This window comes from Streptomyces olivaceus (assembly GCF_000721235.1).
In the GTDB taxonomy this organism is placed as follows: domain Bacteria; phylum Actinomycetota; class Actinomycetes; order Streptomycetales; family Streptomycetaceae; genus Streptomyces; species Streptomyces olivaceus.
Map to the genome: position 1 here is coordinate 50490 of NZ_JOFH01000034.1, position 18496 is coordinate 68985.

Genomic DNA, 18496 nt, shown 5'->3' on the forward strand with positions numbered 1-18496 from the left:
ACGTCCGATCAACGCCGGATCAACGCGGCACGGTACGGCCGGGCGCTCCCCGCGGCCCGTACCGACGGTCCTCCTCGGGGCGCAGCGTTGCACGGCGGCGCGCGGAAGCGGTTGTCGGCGGTCGGTGGAAGACTCGGAAGTGCAGGCAACGGGCCCCTTCCGAGGAGGGCGATCATGCTCACCACCCGTTACGTCACCGGCGCTCCGAACTGGATCGACGTCGGCGCCCCGGACCTCGACGGCGCCGTGTCCTTCTACGGCGGCCTCTTCGGCTGGCGCTTCCGGTCGGCCGGCCCGGAGGCCGGGGGCTACGGCTTCTTCGAGCTGGACGGCCGGATCGTGGCCGGGGGCATGCGGACCACGCCCGAGCAGGGTCCGCCGTCCTGGACGGTGTACTTCCAGGTCCCCGACGCCGGGGCCGCCGCCCGGGCCTCCGAGCAGGCCCGCGGCGACGTCCTCGTGCGCCCCGAGGAGGTGCTGGACCAGGGCACCATGGCCGTCCTCGCCGACCAGGCCGGGCTGCCGTTCGGCATCTGGCAGCCGGGGCGGCTGGCCGGCCTCGGCGCGGTCGGCGGGACCGGCGCGCTGTGCTGGGTCGAGCTGCACACGGCGGACGTCGCGGCCGCCGCCGCGTACTACCGGGCGGTGCTGGGGCTGGAGACCTCGGCCGTCTCCTTCCCCGGCGGTTCGTACACCTGCGTCAATCCGGCGGGCGAGGGCGAGGATGCGATGTTCGGCGGGTTCGTGCCGCTGGCCGAGGACGCTCCGCACACGGGCGCCGGATGGCTGCCGTACCTCGCGGTGGACGACGCGGACGCCGCCGTCGCCCTGACCCGGGAGCTGGGCGGGACGGTGCCGGTGGACGCGGCGGACATCGAGGGTGTCGGGCGCGTCGCCCACCTGGCCGATCCGCACGGCGCCCGGTTCGCGGTGCTCAGGCCGCTGCCCCGGCAGGGGTGACACCGTCACTTGCCGCTGTAGACGGGGAACGCGCTGTGTTCGCCGTAGTCCACGTCGCGCAGGCCCCGCAGGGCGTCCATGTCGTCGCCGGAGATCTCGAAGTCGACCTCCGCGTTGGAGCGCATGTGTCCGGGGTTCGCCGTCTTGGGCAGCGACACCGTGCCCAGCTGCAGGGTGTACCGGATGCACAGCTGCGGGACGGAGACGCCGTACTTCTGTGCCATCGCCTGGACCTCGGGGTTCCGCAGGATCGCTCCGTGTGCGATCGGGGAGTACGCCTCGACGAGGATCTGCTCCCTCTCGCAGTGGTCCAGGAGCTCTGAGGGGGTGTTGCCGGCGTGGACGAGCAGCTGGTTCACGTGCGGGACGACGGTCGTGCCCTGCAGGAGGTTCTCCAGGTCCTGCCGCTCGAAGTTGGACACCCCGATGGAGCGGATCCGGCCGTCCCGATGCGCCTCTTCGAGTGCGCGCCACGCTTCGCGGTTGCCCTCGGCGTAGTCGCCGCCGCGGAAGTCGTCCCAGGGCTGCGGGCTGTGGATCAGCATCAGGTCGATGTACTCGGTCCCGAGCTTCTCCAGCGACCCGTCGATCGCGTCGGCCGCCCGGCCGCGGTCCTTGATCTCCGCGGCGAGCTTGGTCGAGACGAACAGTTCGTCGCGGGGCACCCCGGCGGTGCGCAGGCCCTCGCCGACGCCGCGCTCGTTGCCGTACGCCTGGGCGGTGTCGATGTTGCGGTAGCCGGTCTCCACGGCTGCCCGGACCGCCTCGGCCGCCTGGTCGTCGTCGATGAACCAGGTGCCGAGCCCCAGCTTGGGGATCTCGACGCCGTTGGACAGCGTGTAGGTCTCGTCCAGGATGGTCATGCCTTCGCTCCGTTCTTCGGCGGCGTGGAAGAAACGGGTCGGCCCGCGAGGCCCTGTCCAAACGCGGCCGCACCGCCACGGCGCGGCCCGGCTCAGGTGGTGGCGCGGCGGACCAGGGTGGTCGGCAATATCACGCCGGGCGGCACGGTCGCCGGGGCACCGCCGTCGGGCGTGCCGGCACCCCCGGCCGTGCCCACGCCCTCGCCTCCGACCGTGCCGGCGTCCCCGTACGCGCCCGTGTCCCCGGCCGTCCGGTCGTCCAGGCCGCGCAGCAGCAGGCGTGCCATCAGGCGGCCCATGCCCTCGATGTCCTGCCGGACCGTGGTCAGCGGCGGATCGGTCTGCTCGGCCACGGGCAGCATGTCGTCGAAGCCCACCACGGCCACGTCGTCCGGCACCCGGCGCCCCCGCTCGCGCAGCACCCGCAGGGCACCGGCCGCGGTGAGGTCGTTGGCCGCGAACACCGCGTCCGTGCCGGGGAACCGGTCGAGCAGTTCACGCATCGCCCGTTCCCCGCCGTGGGAGGTGAAGTCCCCGTGCGCCATCGGTTCCGGCCCGGCGCCGGGCGCCCGTACGTCCCGGAAGCCGGCGAGCCGGTCGGCGGCGGAGGTCTGGTCGAGCGGACCGGCGATGTGCGCGATGCGGGTGCGGCCGAGGGCGGCCAGGTGGCGGACGGCCGCGCGGGCCCCGCCCCGGTTGTCGCTGTCCACGTAGACCACGTCGTCCCCGCCGTCGTCCCAGTCGGGGCGTCCGCCGAACACCGTCGGCAGGCCAGCGCCGCGCACGAGGCCGGGCAGGGGGTCGTGGAGGTGCAGGGAGAACACGAGGGCGCCGTCGACGTGGCCCCCGGCGAGGTAGCGGCCGACGCGGGCGTGGTCCTCGCGTCCCTCGGTGAGCAGCAGCACGAGCTGGTTGTCGTGAGCCGTCAGTTCCTTGCTGATGCCGCGCAGTTGCTGGGCGAAGTACGGGTCGGCGAAGACCCGGGTCTCCGGTTCGGCCGCGACGACGGCGACCGCCCGGTGGCGTCGGGTCACCAGGCTGCGGGCGGCCTGGTTCGGGACGTAGCCGAGTTCCTCCACCGCGCGCCGGACCCGCTCGGCCAACGCCTCCCGCACCCCGTGCGCCCCGTTGACCACCCGCGACACAGTGGCCCGCGAGACCCCGGCGCGCTCGGCCACGGCCTCCAGCGTGGGGCGCTGCGCGGTGTCGGTCACGGGCACTCCTCCTCGGCGGCTGCGGCTCAGGATAGCGGCAGGCCGTCGGGCGGGCGGGAGCGCTCAGTAGGCCGGAAACCTCCTTGTGCGCGGCCCGGTGCCGGGCCACGATGGACGTATGTTCAGACGAAGGTCGCACGAGAAGAGCTGACGCCGTCGCCGGTGGTGCGCCCGGCGGGCGCCGCGGCGCCCGCCCGCGCGGGACGTGCTCGTCGGCCCGGGCGAAGGTCCGGCGCCCCGGCACGCTCCGGTCCCCGGACCGGTCTGCCACCCGTGGCCGTCCGTGCGGCCCCGGTCGGCCGCGGTACCCCGCTCAGTGCTGGTGTTCGTGCCCGGCCGTCTTCTCCTCGGCCTTCTTCTCGGCGCCGGCCTTGCCGTCCCCGGCCGCGGCGGCGTGCTCGTGCGGCTCGTACCCGGGGATCGTGCCGTCCGTCTTCTTCACCAGGAACAACCCCACCATCCCCATGTCGGAGTGGCTCTGCACGTGGCAGTGGTACATCCACGCCCCGGCGCCCACCCCCTCCCCCGCGACGATCTGGAAGCCGAAGGAGTCGGCGGGGCCGGTGATCTTGTTGTCGATGACCCGGCTGGGGTCGTCGGGCCCGGTGAGGATGCCGGTGCGGTTGTCCGCCCAGCGGTGACCGTGCATGTGGAACGTGTGGTAGTACTCGCCGTGCGTGATCATGACGATCTCGACCCGGTCGCCCACGGTGGCCTCGAAGTCGGGACCCGTGTGGGGCTCGCGGTTGTTGATGAGCATGTCGTTGAAGACGATCGTGTGCGTGGCGTCCGGCAGCACGTCGCCCTTGCGCCGCACGATCACCGGGCCGTACAGGCCGTTGCGGATGCCGCCGGTGCCGTGCTCGGTGCCGACGACGTGATCGTGGTAGTGCCAGTAGCCCGCGCTCCCCGGCCGCCAGGTGCCGTCGTCGCGGCGGCCGGGCTTGTGCGTGCGCCAGGTGTAGGTGCGGGTGCCGCCGGGCTCGACGTCGCTCTTGTTCATGGCGGTGCCGTCGCTGGAGATCTCGTAGTCCAGGCCGTGGACGTGCAGGCTCGCCCGTACGTCCATCGTGTTCGTGAACTCGATGTGCAGCGTGTCGCCCTCGTTGACCTCGATCAGCGGCCCCGGGATGGACGCCTTGCCCTTCTCGAAGCCGTAGCCCATCTGACCGTTCGGCAGTTTCTCGGCGTACATCTTGAGGTGTCTCACCTCGCCCCCGGCCGGTGCCGTCTTCGCCGTGACTCCCTTGGCCGTGGTCTCGCCGACGGCCTCCGGGGCGATGGACAACGATGTCGCGGCTACGGCGCCGCCCAGCAGTACCCGTCGGTTGAAGCCTCGCCTGTCCATGCCGAACTCCCCACGCAGATACGGAATGTGCGCAGACTCAGGGCCTGATTGGCTGTAATGAGCCTGTGGGACCGTACCGTTTACCGCCGGGTTTATCCACACTCAGGACAAAGTTCGTTGAATCCCGGTCACACCTATTGGCGTACCGCGCAAAGAGGTCTAGCTTCCTTGGCGCTGCTGCCGTGACCGAGGAGGTGCCCATGCCCTTGAGAGGGTTGAGCGCGAGAAGCAGAGGCTTGGCAGCCTTCGCCACCGCCGGTTTCGTCGCCGCGGGACTGCTGGCCGGCCCTGCCGCCAGCGCGCGTCCCGCGCCGGATCCGTCCCTGACAACGATGTCGATCAAGTCGCCGCCAGGCGGCTCCAACGTACGTGTGCTGATCTACTACGGGTCCGCCGCCGCCGGGGACGAGTCACCGGTCGTCAACGCCGGGATCGCCGCCATCGAGGGGATCGGCCAATCCGGCCCCGAGAAGGAGCGCTTCTCGGTCACGGCCACGGACAACGCCAACGTCTTCACCAACGAGACCCGGCTGAGCCGCTTCAACGCGGTGGTGTTCCTGACCGGCGGCGGCGACGTCCTGACGCCGGCGCAGGAATCCGGCCTGGAGGCCTACATGGAGGCCGGCGGCGGTTTCGTCGGCATCCACGACGCCGCCCGCGCGGAGCCCTACTCGGACTGGTTCACCGGTCTGGTCGGCGCCCGGCCCGCCGCCGACAGTCCGGCCGGGGTCCAGCGTGCCACGGTCGAGGTGGGCGACCGGAGTCATCCGGCCACCAAGGACCTGCCGCTGGAGTGGAAGCGCCCCGACCAGTGGCTGAACTGGCAGACCAACCCGTCCGGCGACGTGCACACCGTGGCCCGGGTGCGCGAGTCGACGTACACGCCCGGCGCGAGCGCCAACGGGGCGGACCACCCGGTCAGCTGGTGCCGGGACTACGACGGCGGCCGGTCCTTCTACACCGGCATGGGCGGCACGGTGTCGTCGTACGACGAGACCGAGTTCCGCAGCCACCTGCGCGGCGCCCTGCTGTGGACCAGCCGGCTGTCGCAGGCCGACTGCAAGGCCACCATCGACGCCAACTACAAGGCCGAGCGGCTCACCGAGCCCAACCAGCCCGGCCAGAACGACCAGATCGGCGAGCCGCACGGCCTGGTGACCGCTCCCGACGGCCGCGTCTTCTACATCGGCCGCGGCGGCGCGGACTCCTCCCAGCCCGTGGTGACCGACTGGAACGACCCGAACGTCGGCAAGGGCACGGGCGAGATCCACGTCTGGGACCCGAAGACCGACAAGGTCACGCTCGCCGGCGCGCTCACCGTCTTCGGCAACAAGGGCGGCGGCGAGGAGCTGGTCAAGGTCGAGGAGGGCCTGCTCGGCATCGAGCTGGACCCGGAGTTCGAGAAGAACGGGTGGGTGTACCTGCACTACACGCCGCACTCCGAGATCAACCGGGACACCCATATGGCCGAGCGGCGGGTCTCCCGCTTCACGCTCGACCAGGCCACTGACAAGCTGGACCTGGGCAGCGAGAAGGTGCTGCTGAAGTGGCCGGTGCAGATCCACAGCTGCTGCCACGCGGGCGGCGGACTGGCCTGGGACTCCAAGGACAACCTGTACATCGCCACCGGTGACAACAACTCCAGTGGCTTCAGCGACGGCTACTCCGGAAACAACCCGGAGCCCAACTTCAAGGGCGTGTCCTTCGCCGACGCGCGCCGCACCGCGGGCAACACCAACAACCTCAACGGCAAGATCCTGCGCATCCACCCGGAGCCGGACGGGACGTACACGCTCCCCGAGGGCAACCTCTTCACCGGCAAGGAGACCGCCGAGGGCGGCGGCAAGACGCGCGGCGAGATCTACGTGATGGGTGTGCGCAACCCGGCGCGGATCTCCGTCGACAAGAAGACCGACACGCTGTACGCCGGCTGGGTCGGCCCGGACGCCAGTGCGCCGTCGACGACGTGGGGTCCGGCCAAGTACGACACGTTCGCCACCATCACCAAGGCGAGCAACCGCGGTTGGCCGTACTGCATGGGCAACAAGCAGCCGTACCGGGACCGGAACCTGCCGGACCCGACGAAGCCGCTGGGCTGGTACGACTGCGACGCCCCGAAGAACGAGTCGCCCAACAACGACGGCCTGGTCAACCTGCCGCCGGTGACCGGCAACAACATCTGGTACTCGCCGCAGGGCGGCGGCCCCGACTTCCCGCGCGACGAGAACGGGGTCCCGTCCTACAACGAGGACGAGGCCGTCTACCGGCTGCCCTGGCTCAAGGGCGGCGGCCAGGCCGCGATGAACGGCCCGGTCTACCGCTACGACGCGGAGAGCACCAGCGAGACCAAGTGGCCCGCGTACTGGGACGGCAAGTGGTTCGTCGGTGACTTCTACGACGCCGACCAGCCGCGCAACGCGGTGGTGATGGACCCGAAGACGCAGGGCGACGGCGGTCTGCCGGTGCACTCGGAGTCGCTGAAGAAGATCATTCCGGTCGGCAACGACGGCATCCAGAACCTGATGGGCTGGAAGTTCGGCCCGGACGGCGCGCTGTACGTCCTGGACTACGGCCGCGGCTTCTTCACCTCGGACGCCAAGTCGGCGCTGTGGCGGGTCACGTACGAGGGCGGCGGCCCGACGCCGGCCGCCGGACAGCTGGCGAGGGGGACCGAGTGATACGCCAACGAAGAATGTGGGCCGCGCTGCTGGCCGGCCTGCTGATGATGCTCGGGCTGCAGGCGACGTCCGCCTCCGGGCAGCCGGCGCAGGCACCCGCCGCGGCCGCCGCCGACCAGGTCCTGACCTGGACGGCGGGCGACGACATCACCCAGTACACGTCGGCGCCCGAGACGGCGGTGGCCGGTCCGGCCACGATCGTCTTCGAGAACAGTGAGGCCACCGGCAACACGACCAGCATGCCGCACACGCTGACCTTCGTGACCAGCGACCCCGCCTACAACCAGGACGTCCAGCTGAACATCCTGGCCAACCCGGGCGACGCCCAGGGCGGCAAGCACACGGCCGAGGTCACCCTCACCCCGGGCACGTACAAGTACCACTGCACGATCCCCGGCCACGGGGAGATGCAGGGCGAGCTCGTGGTGACCGAGGGCGGGGGCGGCGAGGACACCACCGCGCCCGAGACCTCGGCGGAGGTGGGCGGCACGCAGAACGCCGACGGCGCCTACGTGGGCTCCGCGACCGTGACGCTCGCCGCCACCGACGAGGGCGGCTCCGGCGTCGAGCGGATCGAGTACACGCTCGGCGGCGACGACGCCTGGCAGCCGTACACCACGCCGGTCGTCGTCGACCAGGTCGGTGAACACACCGTGCGCTACCGGGCGTTCGACAAGGCGGGCAACGCCGCCGAGGAGAAGAGCGTCGACTTCACCGTGGTCGCCCCGGACACCGACGACACGGACCCGCCGGAGACCTCGGCGACCGTCAGCGGTGAACAGGACCCCGACGGCGCGTACATCGACATGGCGACGGTGACCGTCACCGCCTCCGACACCGGTTCCGGCGTCAACACCATCGAGTACGCGGTCGGCGACGGCGCCTGGACGGCGTACACGGCGCCGGTCATGGTGCACGAGGTCGGCGAGCACACCGTGCGCTACCGGGCCACCGACAAGGCGGGCAACGTCGCCGAGGAGAAGAGCGTCGACTTCACCGTGGTCGCCGCTCCCCCGCAGGACACCACCCCGCCGGTGACCGGCGCGACCGTGGACGGCACCAAGAACTCCGCCGGCGCCTATGTCGGCAGCGCGAAGGTGACCGTGAGCGCCACGGACGAGGGCGGTTCCGGCGTCGCCGGTGTGGAGTACTCGCTCGACGCCGGGCCCTACCTGGCGTACACCGACCCGGTGGTCGTCGACCGCGTGGGCCGGCACACCGTGGCGTACCGGGCGAGCGACCAGGCCGGCAACACCTCCGAGCCGGTGACCGTGAGCTTCTCGGTCGTGGCCGGCGGGGTCCCCGCGCCGCCCTGCCCGGAGTTCGACGAGCGCCAGACGGTGATCGTCGGAACGGTGGACACGGGGGTGCCGAACCGGATCACCAACAACCGGTGCCGGATCAACGAGATGATCGAGGACGAGAAGGAGTGGACGTCCCAGGCGCTCTTCCTCAAGCACGTCCGTGAGGTCGGGAACGCGCTGCGCACCGAGGGCGTCATCGACAAGCGGGAGTTCCAGGCGATCAACCAGGCCGCCAAGCAGTCCGGGATCGGTACGCCGGGCCAGACCGACGGCTACCGCGCGATCCTCGACGGCACGCAGGAGTCCTTCGCCAAGTGGGAGCACGTGGGCGGCGGTTCGTTCGGCCTGAACGCCGACGGGTCGATCACCTCCGGCACCTCGAAGGACGGTCTCGGGATGCTGTGGTTCCCGGAGCGCAAGTACGGGAACTTCTCGCTGAAGCTCCAGTGGCGTGACGACGCGGCCGGCACCGCGAACACCAACGGCGGCGTCTTCGTGCGCTTCCCGCAGGTCCACGACCACCCGGAGGAGTCGCGTCCGGAGTGGGTCGCCATCAAGTACGGGCACGAGATCCAGGCGTTCGACAGCCCGAGTGGCGACCTGTACAAGTCCGGCTCCGTGTACGGCTTCGACCGGGTCGGCCTGGCCGGCGCGGGTGTGACGGAGAAGGGCACCTGGAACGACTACGAGATCCGGGTGGAGGACCAGCACTACTCGATCTTCCGCAACGGTGTGCTGATCAACGAGTTCGACAACTTCGGCGGCCAGACCTTCTACCCGGAGCGCTCGGACGACCCGGGCACGGACGGGCGGCGGTTCGCCTCCGGCTACGTCGGACTGCAGGTGCACAGCACCTCGGACGTCGTCTCGTACCGGGACGTCCGGATCAAGGAGCTGTAGACAGCCGGGAGTTCGCAGTTCAGTCCGGACCGGGAGCCTGCTTCCTGGCCCGGCTGGGCTGCACCCGGCTCGGCTCGCCGGGCATCTTCGGATACTCGGGCGGGTACGGCAGATCGCCGAGCCCGTGGTCGTGCTCGTCCTTCGTCGCCAGTTCGAGGAGCGCGTCGAGGGAGTACCGCGTCCCGTCCATGCCCACGTGCACGTCGCCGAGTTCGGCGAAGCGCGCGGGCATCGTCGTGATGTCGAAGTCCTGGGGATGCGCGACCCCCACCTCGTCCCAGGTCAGCGGCGCGGACACCGGTGCGTGCGGGCGGGGGCGCACGGAGTAGGCGGAGGCGATGGTGCGGTCGCGGGCGGTCTGGTTGTAGTCGATGAAGATGCGCTCGCCGCGCTCCTCCTTCCACCACTTGATGGTGACCCGCTCGGGCATCCGCCGTGCCGTCTCGCGGCCGACGGCGATGGCGGCGCGCCGCACCTGGGTGAAGGTCCAGCGCGGCTCGATCGGCACGAAGACGTGAATGCCGCGTCCGCCGGACGTCTTGGGCCAGCCGCGCAGACCGCCGAACTCCTCCAGTACCGCGCGCAGTTCGTGGGCGGCGCGGGCGGCGTCGTCATAGTCGGTGCCGGGCTGCGGGTCGAGGTCGATGCGCAGTTCGTCGGGGTGGTCGACGTCGTCGCGCCGTACCGGCCAGGGGTGGAAGGTGAGGGTGCCGTACTGGGCGGCCCACAGGACCGCCGCCTCCTCGGTGGGGCACATCTCGTCGGCGCTGCGTCCGCTGGGGAAGGTGATGTGCGCGGTCGGGATCCAGTCCGGCATGCTCTTGGGCGCGCGTTTCTGGTAGAACCACTCGCCGGTGACGCCGTCCGGGTAGCGCTGGAGGGTGGTGGGCCGGTCGCGCAGGGCGCGCAGGATGCCCGGGGCGACGGCCTGGTAGTACCGGGCCACGTCGAGCTTGGTGTAGCCGTGCTCCGGGAAGAAGACCTTGTCCGGGCTGGACAGCCGTACGGTCCGGCCGCCCGCCTCCAGTTCCACCGCTTCCGCCATGCGAGCCACGGTAGGCGCGGCCCGGGAGCTTCGCACATCAGGCGGACCGGGGCGTCGGCGTACAGAATCGCACCATGGACCTCCCCGTCATGCCGCCCGTGAAGCCGATGCTCGCCAAGTCCGTGGCGAAGATCCCGCCGGGCATGCACTACGAGGCGAAGTGGGACGGGTTCCGCGCGATCGTGTTCCGCGACGGGGACGAGGTGGAGCTGGGCAGCCGTACGGGCAAGCCGTTGACCAGGTACTTCCCCGAGCTGGTGGCGGCGGTGCGGGAGCGGTTGCCCGAGCGGTGCGTGGTGGACGGGGAGATCGTGATCGCGCGGGAGGGGCACCTGGACTTCGACGCGCTCACCGAGCGGATCCATCCGGCCGACTCCCGGGTGCGGACCCTGGCGGAGCGCACGCCGGCCTCGCTGGTCGCCTTCGACCTGCTGGCCCTGGACGACGAGTCCCTGCTGGGCACGGGGATGGCCGACCGGCGGGCGCTGCTGGTACGGGCGCTGGCCGGGGTGACGCCGCCGGTGCACGTGGCGCCGGCGACGGACGACGTCGAGGTGGCCCGGCGGTGGTTCGAGCAGTACGAGGGTGCCGGGCTCGACGGCGTCGTGGCCAAGCCGCCGGCCCTGCCCTACCGGCAGGACGAGCGGGCCATGTACAAGATCAAGCACGAGCGCACGGCGGACGTGGTCGTCGCCGGTTACCGCCTCCACAAGAGCGGCCCCGTGGTCGGCTCACTGCTGCTGGGCCTGTACGACGACCGGGGCGTCCTGCAGCACGTGGGCGTGAGCGCGGCCTTCACCATGAAGCGCCGGGCGGAGCTGGTGGAGGAGCTGGAGCCGCTGCGGATGGACGACGTCCGGGGCCATCCGTGGGCCGCGTGGGCCGAGGAGGCGGCGCACGAGTCGGCGCGGCTGCCGGGTGCGCCCAGCCGCTGGTCCGGCAAGAAGGACCTGTCCTGGGTGCCGCTGCGGCCGGAGCGGGTCATCGAGGTGGCGTACGACCACATGGAGAACGGGGCGCGCTTCCGGCACACGGCCCGGTTCCGCCGCCGGCGCCCGGACCGGACCCCGGAGAGCTGCACCTACGCGCAGCTGGAGGAGCCGGTCCGGTACGACCTGGCGGAGATCCTCGGCGGGGCGTGACGCGGAGGCCCGAGTCGGTGGGCCCTGACGCGCTGGGCTCTACGGCTTCATCAGCACCTTGACCGCGCCGTCCCGCTTCTTCTGGAACATCTCGTACGCCTGCGGCGCCTGTGTCAGCGGCACGTGGTGGGTGGCGAAGCCGTCGACGCCGAGCGGGTCGCCGTCGGTCAGGTAGGGGACGATGTCGTCGCTCCAGCGCCGTACGTTGGCCTGGCCCATGCGCAGCTGGATCTGCTTGTCGAACATGGTGAGCATCGGCATCGGGTCGGCCATGCCGCCGTACACGCCGGAGAGCGAGATGGTGCCGCCGCGGCGCACCAGGTCGATCGCGGTGTAGAGGGCGGCGAGCCGGTCGATGCTGAACCGCTCCGCCAGCGGGCTGCCGATGGCCCGGGGCATCACCGCGGCGGTCTGCTGCACGAGCTTGGCCACGGCGCCGCCGTGCGCCTCGGTGCCGACCGCGTCGATGACGGCGTCGGGGCCGCGGCCGCCCGTCCGGTCCTGGACCGCGGCGACGAGGTCCTTCTCCTTGTCGAAGGACCGCAGGTCGAACGTCTCGACGCCCCGCGCGCGGGCCCGTTCCAGGCGCTCCGGCACGAGGTCCACGCCGAACACCTTGTCGACCCCCTTGAGCCGGGCGATCCGGCAGGCCATGTCGCCGATCGGGCCGAGGCCCAGCACGGCGACGCTGCCCCCCTCGGGGACGGCCGCGTACTCGACCGCCTGCCAGGCGGTGGGCAGCACGTCGGAGAGGTAGACGAAGCGGTCGTCGGCCGGGCCCTCGGGCACCTTGATCGGGCCGTACTGCGCCTGCGGCACGCGCAGGTACTCGGCCTGGCCGCCGGGCACGGCGCCGTACAGGCGGGTGTAGCCGAACAGCGGGGCGCCCATGCCCTCGCCGGTGACCTGGGTGGTCTCGCACTGGGTCGGCAGCCCGGTGCCGCACATGTAGCAGTGTCCGCACGCGATCTGGAACGGCACCACGACGCGGTCGCCGGGCTTCAGGTGGGTGACCTCGGGTCCGACCTCCTCCACGATGCCCATCGGCTCGTGTCCGAGGATGTCGCCCGGTGTCATGAACGGCGTAAGCACTTCGTAGAGGTGCAGGTCGGAGCCGCACAGCCCCGACGAGGTGACGCGGATGACCGCGTCGGTGGGCTGCTCGATCCTCGGGTCCGGAACGTCCTCGATCCGCACGTCCCGCTTGCCCTGCCATGTCACTGCCTTCATCGCCCCGCGCTCCCTCCGTCGCCGTGCGCGTCGGTTCCGTGTGGCGGCCGGGTACCCCGGGGCCCCCGTTGCCGAACCCGGTACCGTTTCGCCCGAACAGCGGATTATCTGCCCAGTTCCGCGCGCCGTATCGGATTCATTCAGGTATGGGCCTGAATGCTGCAACGAGCGCACAATCAATGACACGGGACGGGCGGACGGATGGCCGGAATGCGACAGAGAACGCGCAGGCGGCGGGGTGCCGCGCTGCTGACGGCGGCGGTGGCGGCTTCGCTGGCCGCGGCGGGCTGTGCGGCGGGACCCGCCGCCGAGGACGACGGGCGGTCGCCGAAGCCCGTACGGTCGACCGGTGCGGCCCCCGCCTCCGGGCCGGTGCTCGCCGTCAAGGTCGACAACGTGCGCGCGGCCCGCCCGCAGACGGGCCTGGAGACCGCGGACGTCGTCTACGCCGAGCCGGTGGAGGCGGGCCTGAGCCGGCTGATGGCGGTCTACGCCACCGAGCTGCCCGAGTCGGTGGGGCCGGTGCGCAGCGCCCGCGAGTCCGACCTGGAGCTGCTCGGCCAGTTCGACCGGCCGACGCTGGCCTTCTCCGGCGCGCAGAGCAGACTGCTGCCGCTCATCGACAAGGCGCCCCTGCACGCGGAGCCGCCGGGCGAGGACTCCGAGGCCTACGTCCGCGACGAGGACCGGCAGGCCCCGCACAACCTCTACCTGTGGCCCAGCCGGCTGCTCCCGGAACCCGCGGGGCGCGCGGCCCTCACCACCGGGTTCACCTACGGCAGGGCTCCCGCGGGCGGCCGGGCTCAGTCCTCGCGCACGGTCCGCTACCCCTCGGCGAGCTTCACCTTCACCTGGTCCGAGAGCCGGGACCGGTGGCTGGTCGCCATGGACGGCGCCCCGGCCACCGCGGCCGACGGCGGGCAGCTGGCACCGGCCACGGTCGTCGTGCAGCACGTGAAGGTGCGGGAGTCGGACTTCCGCGACTTCCGGGGCAGCAACTCGCCCTACGTCGAGTCGGTGGGCTCCGGGCGGGCGGAGGTGCTGCGCGACGGGCGGAGCTACGACGCCCGGTGGAAGCGCGGTGCGGCCGGGGACGGCACCACCTTCACCACCGGGGACGGCTCCCCGCTGAACTTCGCCACGGGCCAGGTGTGGGTGGTCTTCGACGGCCGCTCCTGATCCCCCGGGCCCCCTGGGCGCCCGCCGGCTCCGGTCAGCCCGGTGCCGCCGTCGGCTCGGCCGGGTTGCGGAGCCCCTCGGCGGCGTCCGCGACCCGGCGGATCAGGTCGAAGAACACCGTCCGCTCGTCGGGGGCGAGCGGGGCGAGGAACACCTGGTTCATCCGGGCGGTGCGCACGCCGAGCCTGCGGTGGACGCGCACCCCCTCGTCGGTGGGCCGGAGCAGGGACCGGCGGCCGTCCTGCGGGTCGCGGACCTTGTCGATCAGCCCGCGGCGGTCCAGCCGGCCGACCACCTCCGCGACGGTGGACCGGTCCAGGCCCACCCGCTCCCCCACGGTGCGCTGATCGAGGCCCGGCTCGGCGACGAGGGTGTTGAGGACGGCGTACTGCGGCGAGGTCGTCTCCTCGGAGACCATCGTGTTCCACAGCAGGTAGTGCGCCTGCTGCAGCCGCCGGGCCAGGTGGCCGGGGTGGGTGGTCAGATCGACCGCTGCCATGCGCACTCCCGTGTGGTCGCCTTCGTTGGTGCACTGACGATACACGCCACGCGTCACGTCCTCCCGCACCCACGTCACTCTGCCCGCCTTGCGGTTTGCGGGTCTTGACGCCCCGGCCGCACGGTGGCAGCGTGTGGGAAACCTCGCTGAAATACTCAGTGCCCTGACTATTTGGCGGCCGTGCGGCGCCGCCTTTCCGGTGCCGATTCGCACTCCGGGGCGCTCTCAAGGGATGGGGCTTCCCGGATGGACCTGACTCTCACCCAGCACGACATCGACGCGGAGATCGCGGCGGAGCACGCCGCCTACGGGAAGCGGGTCGCCGGCGGCGCGCCCGTCGAGCACCACCCGCGCCGCGACTACGCCCCGTACCGCTCCTCGGTGCTGCGCCACCCGAAGCAGCCGCCGGTCGCCATCGACGTCACCCGGGACCCGGAGCTGGTGGAGCTGGCCTCCCCCGCCTTCGGGGAGCGGGACGTCACCGGGATCGACAACGACCTGACCCGGCAGCACACCGGGGAGCCGATAGGCGAGCGCATCACCGTCTCCGGCCGCCTCCTCGACCGCGGCGGCAGGCCCGTGCGCGGGCAGCTCGTGGAGATCTGGCAGGCCAACTCGGCCGGACGGTACGCGCACCGGCGCGAGCAGCACGACGCGCCGCTGGACCCGAACTTCACCGGTGTGGGCCGCACCCTCTCCGACGACGACGGCTTCTACCGCTTCACCACGGTGCAGCCGGGGCCCTACCCGTGGCGCAACCACGTCAACGCCTGGCGCCCGGCCCACATCCACTTCTCGGTGTTCGGCACGGCGTTCACGCAGCGCCTGGTGACCCAGATGTACTTCCCGAACGACCCGCTGTTCCCCTACGACCCGATCCTCCAGTCGGTGACCGACGACGCCGCGCGGCAGCGGCTGATCGCGACGTACGACCACAGCCTGTCGGTACCGGAGTTCTCGCTCGGCTACCACTGGGACATCGTGCTCGACGGCCCGGACGCCACCTGGATCGAAGAAGGACGCTGACCCGCCATGACGAAGACCGACACCAGCAGCCGGGACCAGGTGCCGCCCACGCCGTCGCACACGGTCGGCCCCTTCTACGGCTACGCGCTGCCCTTCCGCGGCGGCGAGGACATCGCGCCCGCCGGACACCCGGACACGGTCACCGTGCACGGGTACGTGTACGACGGCGCAGACGACCCGCTGCCCGACGCCCTGCTCGAACTGTGGGGGCCGGACACCGCCGGCCGGGTGCCGACCGCCGACGGATCGATGCGGCGCGATCCCGCCTCCGGCGGGTTCCTGGGCCGCAACGGCGTGGAGTTCACCGGCTTCGGGCGCATCCAGACCGACGCGGACGGGCACTGGTACGCGCGGACGCTGCGACCGGGCGCACGGGGGCGGAGCGCGCCGTACGTGAGCGTGTGCGTGTTCGCGCGGGGGCTGCTCGTGCACCTGTACACCCGGCTGTACCTGCCGGGCGACGAGGCGGTGCTCGCCGCCGATCCGCTGCTGTCGCGGGTGCCGGCCGAGCGCCGCGACACGCTGGTCGCGGCGGACGAGGGCCACGGGACGTACCGTTTCGACATCCGCCTTCAGGGCGAGGGCGAGACGGTCTTCCTGGAGTTCCAGTGACATCACCCGCCGATCCCGCCGACAGCTACGCCGACGACGACGGCACGAGCCTGCTCGCCCCCGGGTGGGCGGGCTCGCCGGTGGCCTCGGCGACCGGCGACCGCGCATACCTGCGGGCCCTGCTCGACGCGGAGGCGGCGCTGACCCGCGCCCAGGCCGCGGTGGGGGCCGCTCCGGCCGAGGCGGCGGACGCGGTGTCCGGCGCCGCCGACCCGGCCGCCTTCGACGCGCGCTCCCTCGCCGAGCGCGCCCGGGCCGGCGGCAACCCGGTCATCCCCCTGGTGGCCGACCTGACTGCGGCGGTCGGCGAGCCGTACGGGCCGTACGTGCACCGGGGCGCGACCAGCCAGGACGTCCTGGACACGGCGACGACGCTGGTCGCCGCCCGTGCCCTGGACCTGCTGCTCCCCGATCTCACGCGCACGGAACGGGCGCTGGCCCGGCTGGCCGCCGAGCACCGGGACACACCGATGGCGGGCCGGACGCTCACCCAGCACGCCGTGCCGACGACCTTCGGTCTGAAGGCGGCCGGCTGGCGCACGCTGGTACTCGACGCCCGCGACCGGATCACGGCGGTGCGGGACACGCTGCCCGTGCAACTCGGCGGGGCGGCGGGAACCTTGGCGGCCCTCGGTGCCTACGGCGCGACCGACCCCGTCGCCCTCACCGCGGCGTACGCACGGGAACTGGGCCTGCGGGCCCCGCTGCTGCCCTGGCACACCCTGCGCACCCCGGTCGCCGACCTGGCAGGCTGCCTCGCCTTCGCCGCCGGGGCGCTCGGGAAGATCGCCGCGGACGTGCTGACGCTGGCCCGCACCGAGATCGGCGAGGTCGCGGAGGGCAGCGGCGGCGGTTCCTCGGCGATGCCGCACAAGGCCAACCCGGTGCGGTCCACGCTGATCTCCGCCGCCGCCCGGCGCGCGCCGCAGCTCGCGGCCACGCTGTACGGCTCGCTGGTCGCCGAGGACGAGCGCCCCGCCGGGGCGTGGCACGCGGAGTGGGAGTCCCTGCGGGACCTGTTGCGGCTGACCGGCGGTGCCGCGCGCGACGCTGCCGAACTGACCGAGCGGCTCCGGGTGCGCCCGGACGTGATGCGCGCGCACCTCGGGCTCACCCACGGACTGATCGTGTCCGAGCGGCTCTCCGCGGAACTGGCGCCGGTGCTCGGGCGGGCCCGTGCGAAGGAGCTGCTGACCGAACTGGCCCGGCGGGCCTACCGCGAGGACCGGCCGCTGGGCGAACTGCTCTCCGACGTGCCCGAGTTGCGCGACTCCGGTCTCGACCTCGCCGCCCTGACCGATCCCGCCCGCTACACCGGCTGCGCGGGAGCCCTGACCGACCGTGCCCTGGAGCGACGTTGACGACCCTGCTGAACCATCTGGCCGAAGGCTCCGCCTCCGCTCCCCCGCTCCTGCTCGGGCCCTCGCTGGGCACCTCGTACGCCCTGTGGGACGCGGTGGCGCCCGAGTTGTCGGTCGCGCACCGGGTGGTCCGCTGGGACCTGCCGGGGCACGGTGGTTCGGCGGCGGACCTCGTCGCGCCGGGTGCCACCGTCGGTGACCTCGCCAACCTGGTGCTGGCGCTCGCCGACTCGCTCGGGCTGGAGCGGTTCGCCTACGCGGGGGTGTCGCTGGGCGGCGCGGTGGGCCTGCACCTGGCCGTGCACCACCCCGAGCGGGTGGCGTCGCTGGCGGTCCTCTGCTCGTCGGCGCACTTCGGCGGCGCGAAGCCGTGGCAGGAGCGGGCGGCGCGGGTGCGCGCGAAGGGAGCGCAGGGGCTGGCGGAGTTGGCCGACAGCGCGGACGCGCGGTGGTTCACGCCCGGGTTCACCGTGCCCCGGCTGGTGCGGGACCACCGGGACGCCGACCCCGGTGCGTACGCCGCCTGTTGCGACGCGCTGGCCGCCTTCGACCTGCGGGACCGGCTCGGCGGGATCCGCGTGCCGACCCTGCTGGTCGCCGGCCGCGAGGACCCGGCCACGCCGCCCGCGCAGCTGCGGGAGATCGCCGACGCGGTGCCGGGGGCTACGCTGACCGAGCTGCCGGGCGCCTCGCACCTGGCGCCGGCCGAGCGGCCGGAGGCGGTGCTGACCGCGCTGCGGGCCCACTTCGACGGCGGGGCGGGGCGCGGCATGGCGGTCCGGCGCGAGGTGCTGGGCGACGCGCACGTGGACCGGGCGCAGAGCAGGCAGTCGCCGTTCACCGCCCGGTTCCAGGACTTCATCTCACGCTACGCGTGGGGCGAGATCTGGACCGACGAGACGCTCTCGCGCCGTGAGCGCAGCATGGTGACGCTGACGGCGCTGGTCGCGCACGGCCACTACGAGGAACTGGCCATGCATGTGCGGGCGGCGCGGCGCAACGGGCTGACGGCGGACGAGATCGGGGCGGTACTGCTGCAGACGGCGGTGTACTGCGGCGTGCCGGCGGCGAACTCGGCGTTCGCGACGGCGCAGCGGGTGCTGGCCGAGGAGGACACCGGCGCCGGGTGACGCGC

Annotated in this window: 15 protein-coding genes; 9 read left to right on the forward strand and 6 right to left on the reverse strand. The window is 72.5% G+C overall.

Annotated elements, in window-relative coordinates:
- Window positions 1–174: 174 nt before the first annotated feature.
- Window positions 175–960 (forward strand): VOC family protein, encoded by a 786-nt coding sequence (locus tag IG94_RS0130765; RefSeq protein WP_031044695.1) that lies wholly within the window; start codon window positions 175–177, stop codon window positions 958–960.
- A gap of 5 nt (window positions 961–965) precedes the next feature.
- On the opposite strand, the gene IG94_RS0130770 is transcribed toward IG94_RS0130765, so the two are convergent.
- From IG94_RS0130770 to IG94_RS0130780, 3 genes are all read right to left on the reverse strand, one after another.
- On the reverse strand, window positions 966–1823 hold the full coding sequence (locus IG94_RS0130770; RefSeq protein WP_031044696.1) for an aldo/keto reductase: 858 nt from the start codon (window positions 1821–1823) through the stop codon (window positions 966–968).
- A gap of 92 nt (window positions 1824–1915) precedes the next feature.
- Window positions 1916–3037, reverse strand: coding sequence for a LacI family DNA-binding transcriptional regulator (locus tag IG94_RS0130775; protein ID WP_031044698.1), 1122 nt, complete (start codon window positions 3035–3037; stop codon window positions 1916–1918).
- Between the two features lie 313 nt (window positions 3038–3350).
- Window positions 3351–4385, reverse strand: coding sequence for a multicopper oxidase domain-containing protein (locus tag IG94_RS0130780; RefSeq protein WP_031044702.1), 1035 nt, complete (start codon window positions 4383–4385; stop codon window positions 3351–3353).
- A gap of 200 nt (window positions 4386–4585) precedes the next feature.
- On the opposite strand from IG94_RS0130780, the gene IG94_RS0130785 reads away from it, so the two are divergent.
- Both IG94_RS0130785 and IG94_RS0130790 read left to right on the forward strand, forming a co-directional pair.
- Window positions 4586–7063: a ThuA domain-containing protein gene (locus IG94_RS0130785; protein WP_031044704.1), complete on the forward strand. Its 2478-nt coding sequence runs from the start codon at window positions 4586–4588 to the stop codon at window positions 7061–7063.
- Window positions 7064–7077: 14 nt separating this feature from the next.
- A complete protein-coding gene (locus tag IG94_RS0130790) occupies window positions 7078–9267 on the forward strand; it encodes an OmpL47-type beta-barrel domain-containing protein (RefSeq protein WP_031044708.1) in 2190 nt (729 codons plus the stop codon).
- Window positions 9268–9286: 19 nt separating this feature from the next.
- Here the strand turns inward: IG94_RS0130790 and ligD are convergent, their stop codons facing one another.
- Window positions 9287–10312, reverse strand: a complete 1026-nt coding sequence (gene ligD, locus IG94_RS0130795; RefSeq protein WP_031044712.1) for a non-homologous end-joining DNA ligase — start codon at window positions 10310–10312, stop codon at window positions 9287–9289.
- A gap of 74 nt (window positions 10313–10386) precedes the next feature.
- On the opposite strand from ligD, the gene IG94_RS0130800 reads away from it, so the two are divergent.
- Window positions 10387–11454: an ATP-dependent DNA ligase gene (locus IG94_RS0130800; RefSeq protein ID WP_031044715.1), complete on the forward strand. Its 1068-nt coding sequence runs from the start codon at window positions 10387–10389 to the stop codon at window positions 11452–11454.
- 39 nt (window positions 11455–11493) lie between these two features.
- Here the strand turns inward: IG94_RS0130800 and IG94_RS0130805 are convergent, their stop codons facing one another.
- Window positions 11494–12684: a zinc-dependent alcohol dehydrogenase gene (locus IG94_RS0130805; protein WP_031044720.1), complete on the reverse strand. Its 1191-nt coding sequence runs from the start codon at window positions 12682–12684 to the stop codon at window positions 11494–11496.
- Window positions 12685–12894: 210 nt separating this feature from the next.
- On the opposite strand from IG94_RS0130805, the gene IG94_RS0130810 reads away from it, so the two are divergent.
- Window positions 12895–13863 carry a DUF3048 domain-containing protein gene (locus IG94_RS0130810; RefSeq protein ID WP_031044722.1) on the forward strand — a complete coding sequence of 323 codons (969 nt, stop codon included), beginning with the start codon at window positions 12895–12897 and terminating at the stop codon, window positions 13861–13863.
- A gap of 34 nt (window positions 13864–13897) precedes the next feature.
- Here the strand turns inward: IG94_RS0130810 and IG94_RS0130815 are convergent, their stop codons facing one another.
- Window positions 13898–14362: a MarR family winged helix-turn-helix transcriptional regulator gene (locus IG94_RS0130815; RefSeq protein ID WP_031044724.1), complete on the reverse strand. Its 465-nt coding sequence runs from the start codon at window positions 14360–14362 to the stop codon at window positions 13898–13900.
- A gap of 252 nt (window positions 14363–14614) precedes the next feature.
- Here IG94_RS0130815 and pcaH point away from each other — a divergent pair, with 252 nt between their 5' ends.
- From pcaH to pcaDC, 4 genes are read left to right on the forward strand one after another with little or no spacing between them, the layout of a single operon-like run.
- A complete protein-coding gene (gene pcaH, locus IG94_RS0130820) occupies window positions 14615–15388 on the forward strand; it encodes a protocatechuate 3,4-dioxygenase subunit beta (RefSeq protein ID WP_031044727.1) in 774 nt (257 codons plus the stop codon).
- 6 nt (window positions 15389–15394) lie between these two features.
- Window positions 15395–16000, forward strand: coding sequence for a protocatechuate 3,4-dioxygenase subunit alpha (gene pcaG / locus IG94_RS0130825; protein WP_031044729.1), 606 nt, complete (start codon window positions 15395–15397; stop codon window positions 15998–16000).
- The gene (gene pcaB, locus IG94_RS0130830; RefSeq protein WP_031044731.1) at window positions 15997–17361 is read left to right on the forward strand and encodes a 3-carboxy-cis,cis-muconate cycloisomerase; all 1365 of its coding nucleotides are present in this window, start codon (window positions 15997–15999) and stop codon (window positions 17359–17361) included. The genes pcaG and pcaB overlap by 4 nt, the downstream gene beginning before the upstream one ends.
- Window positions 17358–18491, forward strand: a complete 1134-nt coding sequence (gene pcaDC / locus IG94_RS0130835; RefSeq protein WP_031044734.1) for a bifunctional 3-oxoadipate enol-lactonase/4-carboxymuconolactone decarboxylase PcaDC — start codon at window positions 17358–17360, stop codon at window positions 18489–18491. Before pcaB ends, pcaDC begins: the two co-directional genes overlap by 4 nt.
- Window positions 18492–18496: the final 5 nt, after the last annotated feature.

Coding starts and splice junctions, on each gene's coding strand:
- IG94_RS0130765 (WP_031044695.1), top strand. CDS start 175: ATGCTCACCACCCGTTACGTCACCGGCGCTCCGAACTGGATCGACGTC.
- IG94_RS0130770 (WP_031044696.1), bottom strand. CDS start 1,823: ATGACCATCCTGGACGAGACCTACACGCTGTCCAACGGCGTCGAGATC.
- IG94_RS0130780 (WP_031044702.1), bottom strand. CDS start 4,385: ATGGACAGGCGAGGCTTCAACCGACGGGTACTGCTGGGCGGCGCCGTA.
- IG94_RS0130785 (WP_031044704.1), top strand. CDS start 4,586: ATGCCCTTGAGAGGGTTGAGCGCGAGAAGCAGAGGCTTGGCAGCCTTC.
- IG94_RS0130790 (WP_031044708.1), top strand. CDS start 7,078: ATGTGGGCCGCGCTGCTGGCCGGCCTGCTGATGATGCTCGGGCTGCAG.
- ligD (WP_031044712.1), bottom strand. CDS start 10,312: ATGGCGGAAGCGGTGGAACTGGAGGCGGGCGGCCGGACCGTACGGCTG.
- IG94_RS0130800 (WP_031044715.1), top strand. CDS start 10,387: ATGGACCTCCCCGTCATGCCGCCCGTGAAGCCGATGCTCGCCAAGTCC.
- IG94_RS0130805 (WP_031044720.1), bottom strand. CDS start 12,684: ATGAAGGCAGTGACATGGCAGGGCAAGCGGGACGTGCGGATCGAGGAC.
- IG94_RS0130810 (WP_031044722.1), top strand. CDS start 12,895: ATGCGACAGAGAACGCGCAGGCGGCGGGGTGCCGCGCTGCTGACGGCG.
- IG94_RS0130815 (WP_031044724.1), bottom strand. CDS start 14,362: ATGGCAGCGGTCGATCTGACCACCCACCCCGGCCACCTGGCCCGGCGG.
- pcaG (WP_031044729.1), top strand. CDS start 15,395: ATGACGAAGACCGACACCAGCAGCCGGGACCAGGTGCCGCCCACGCCG.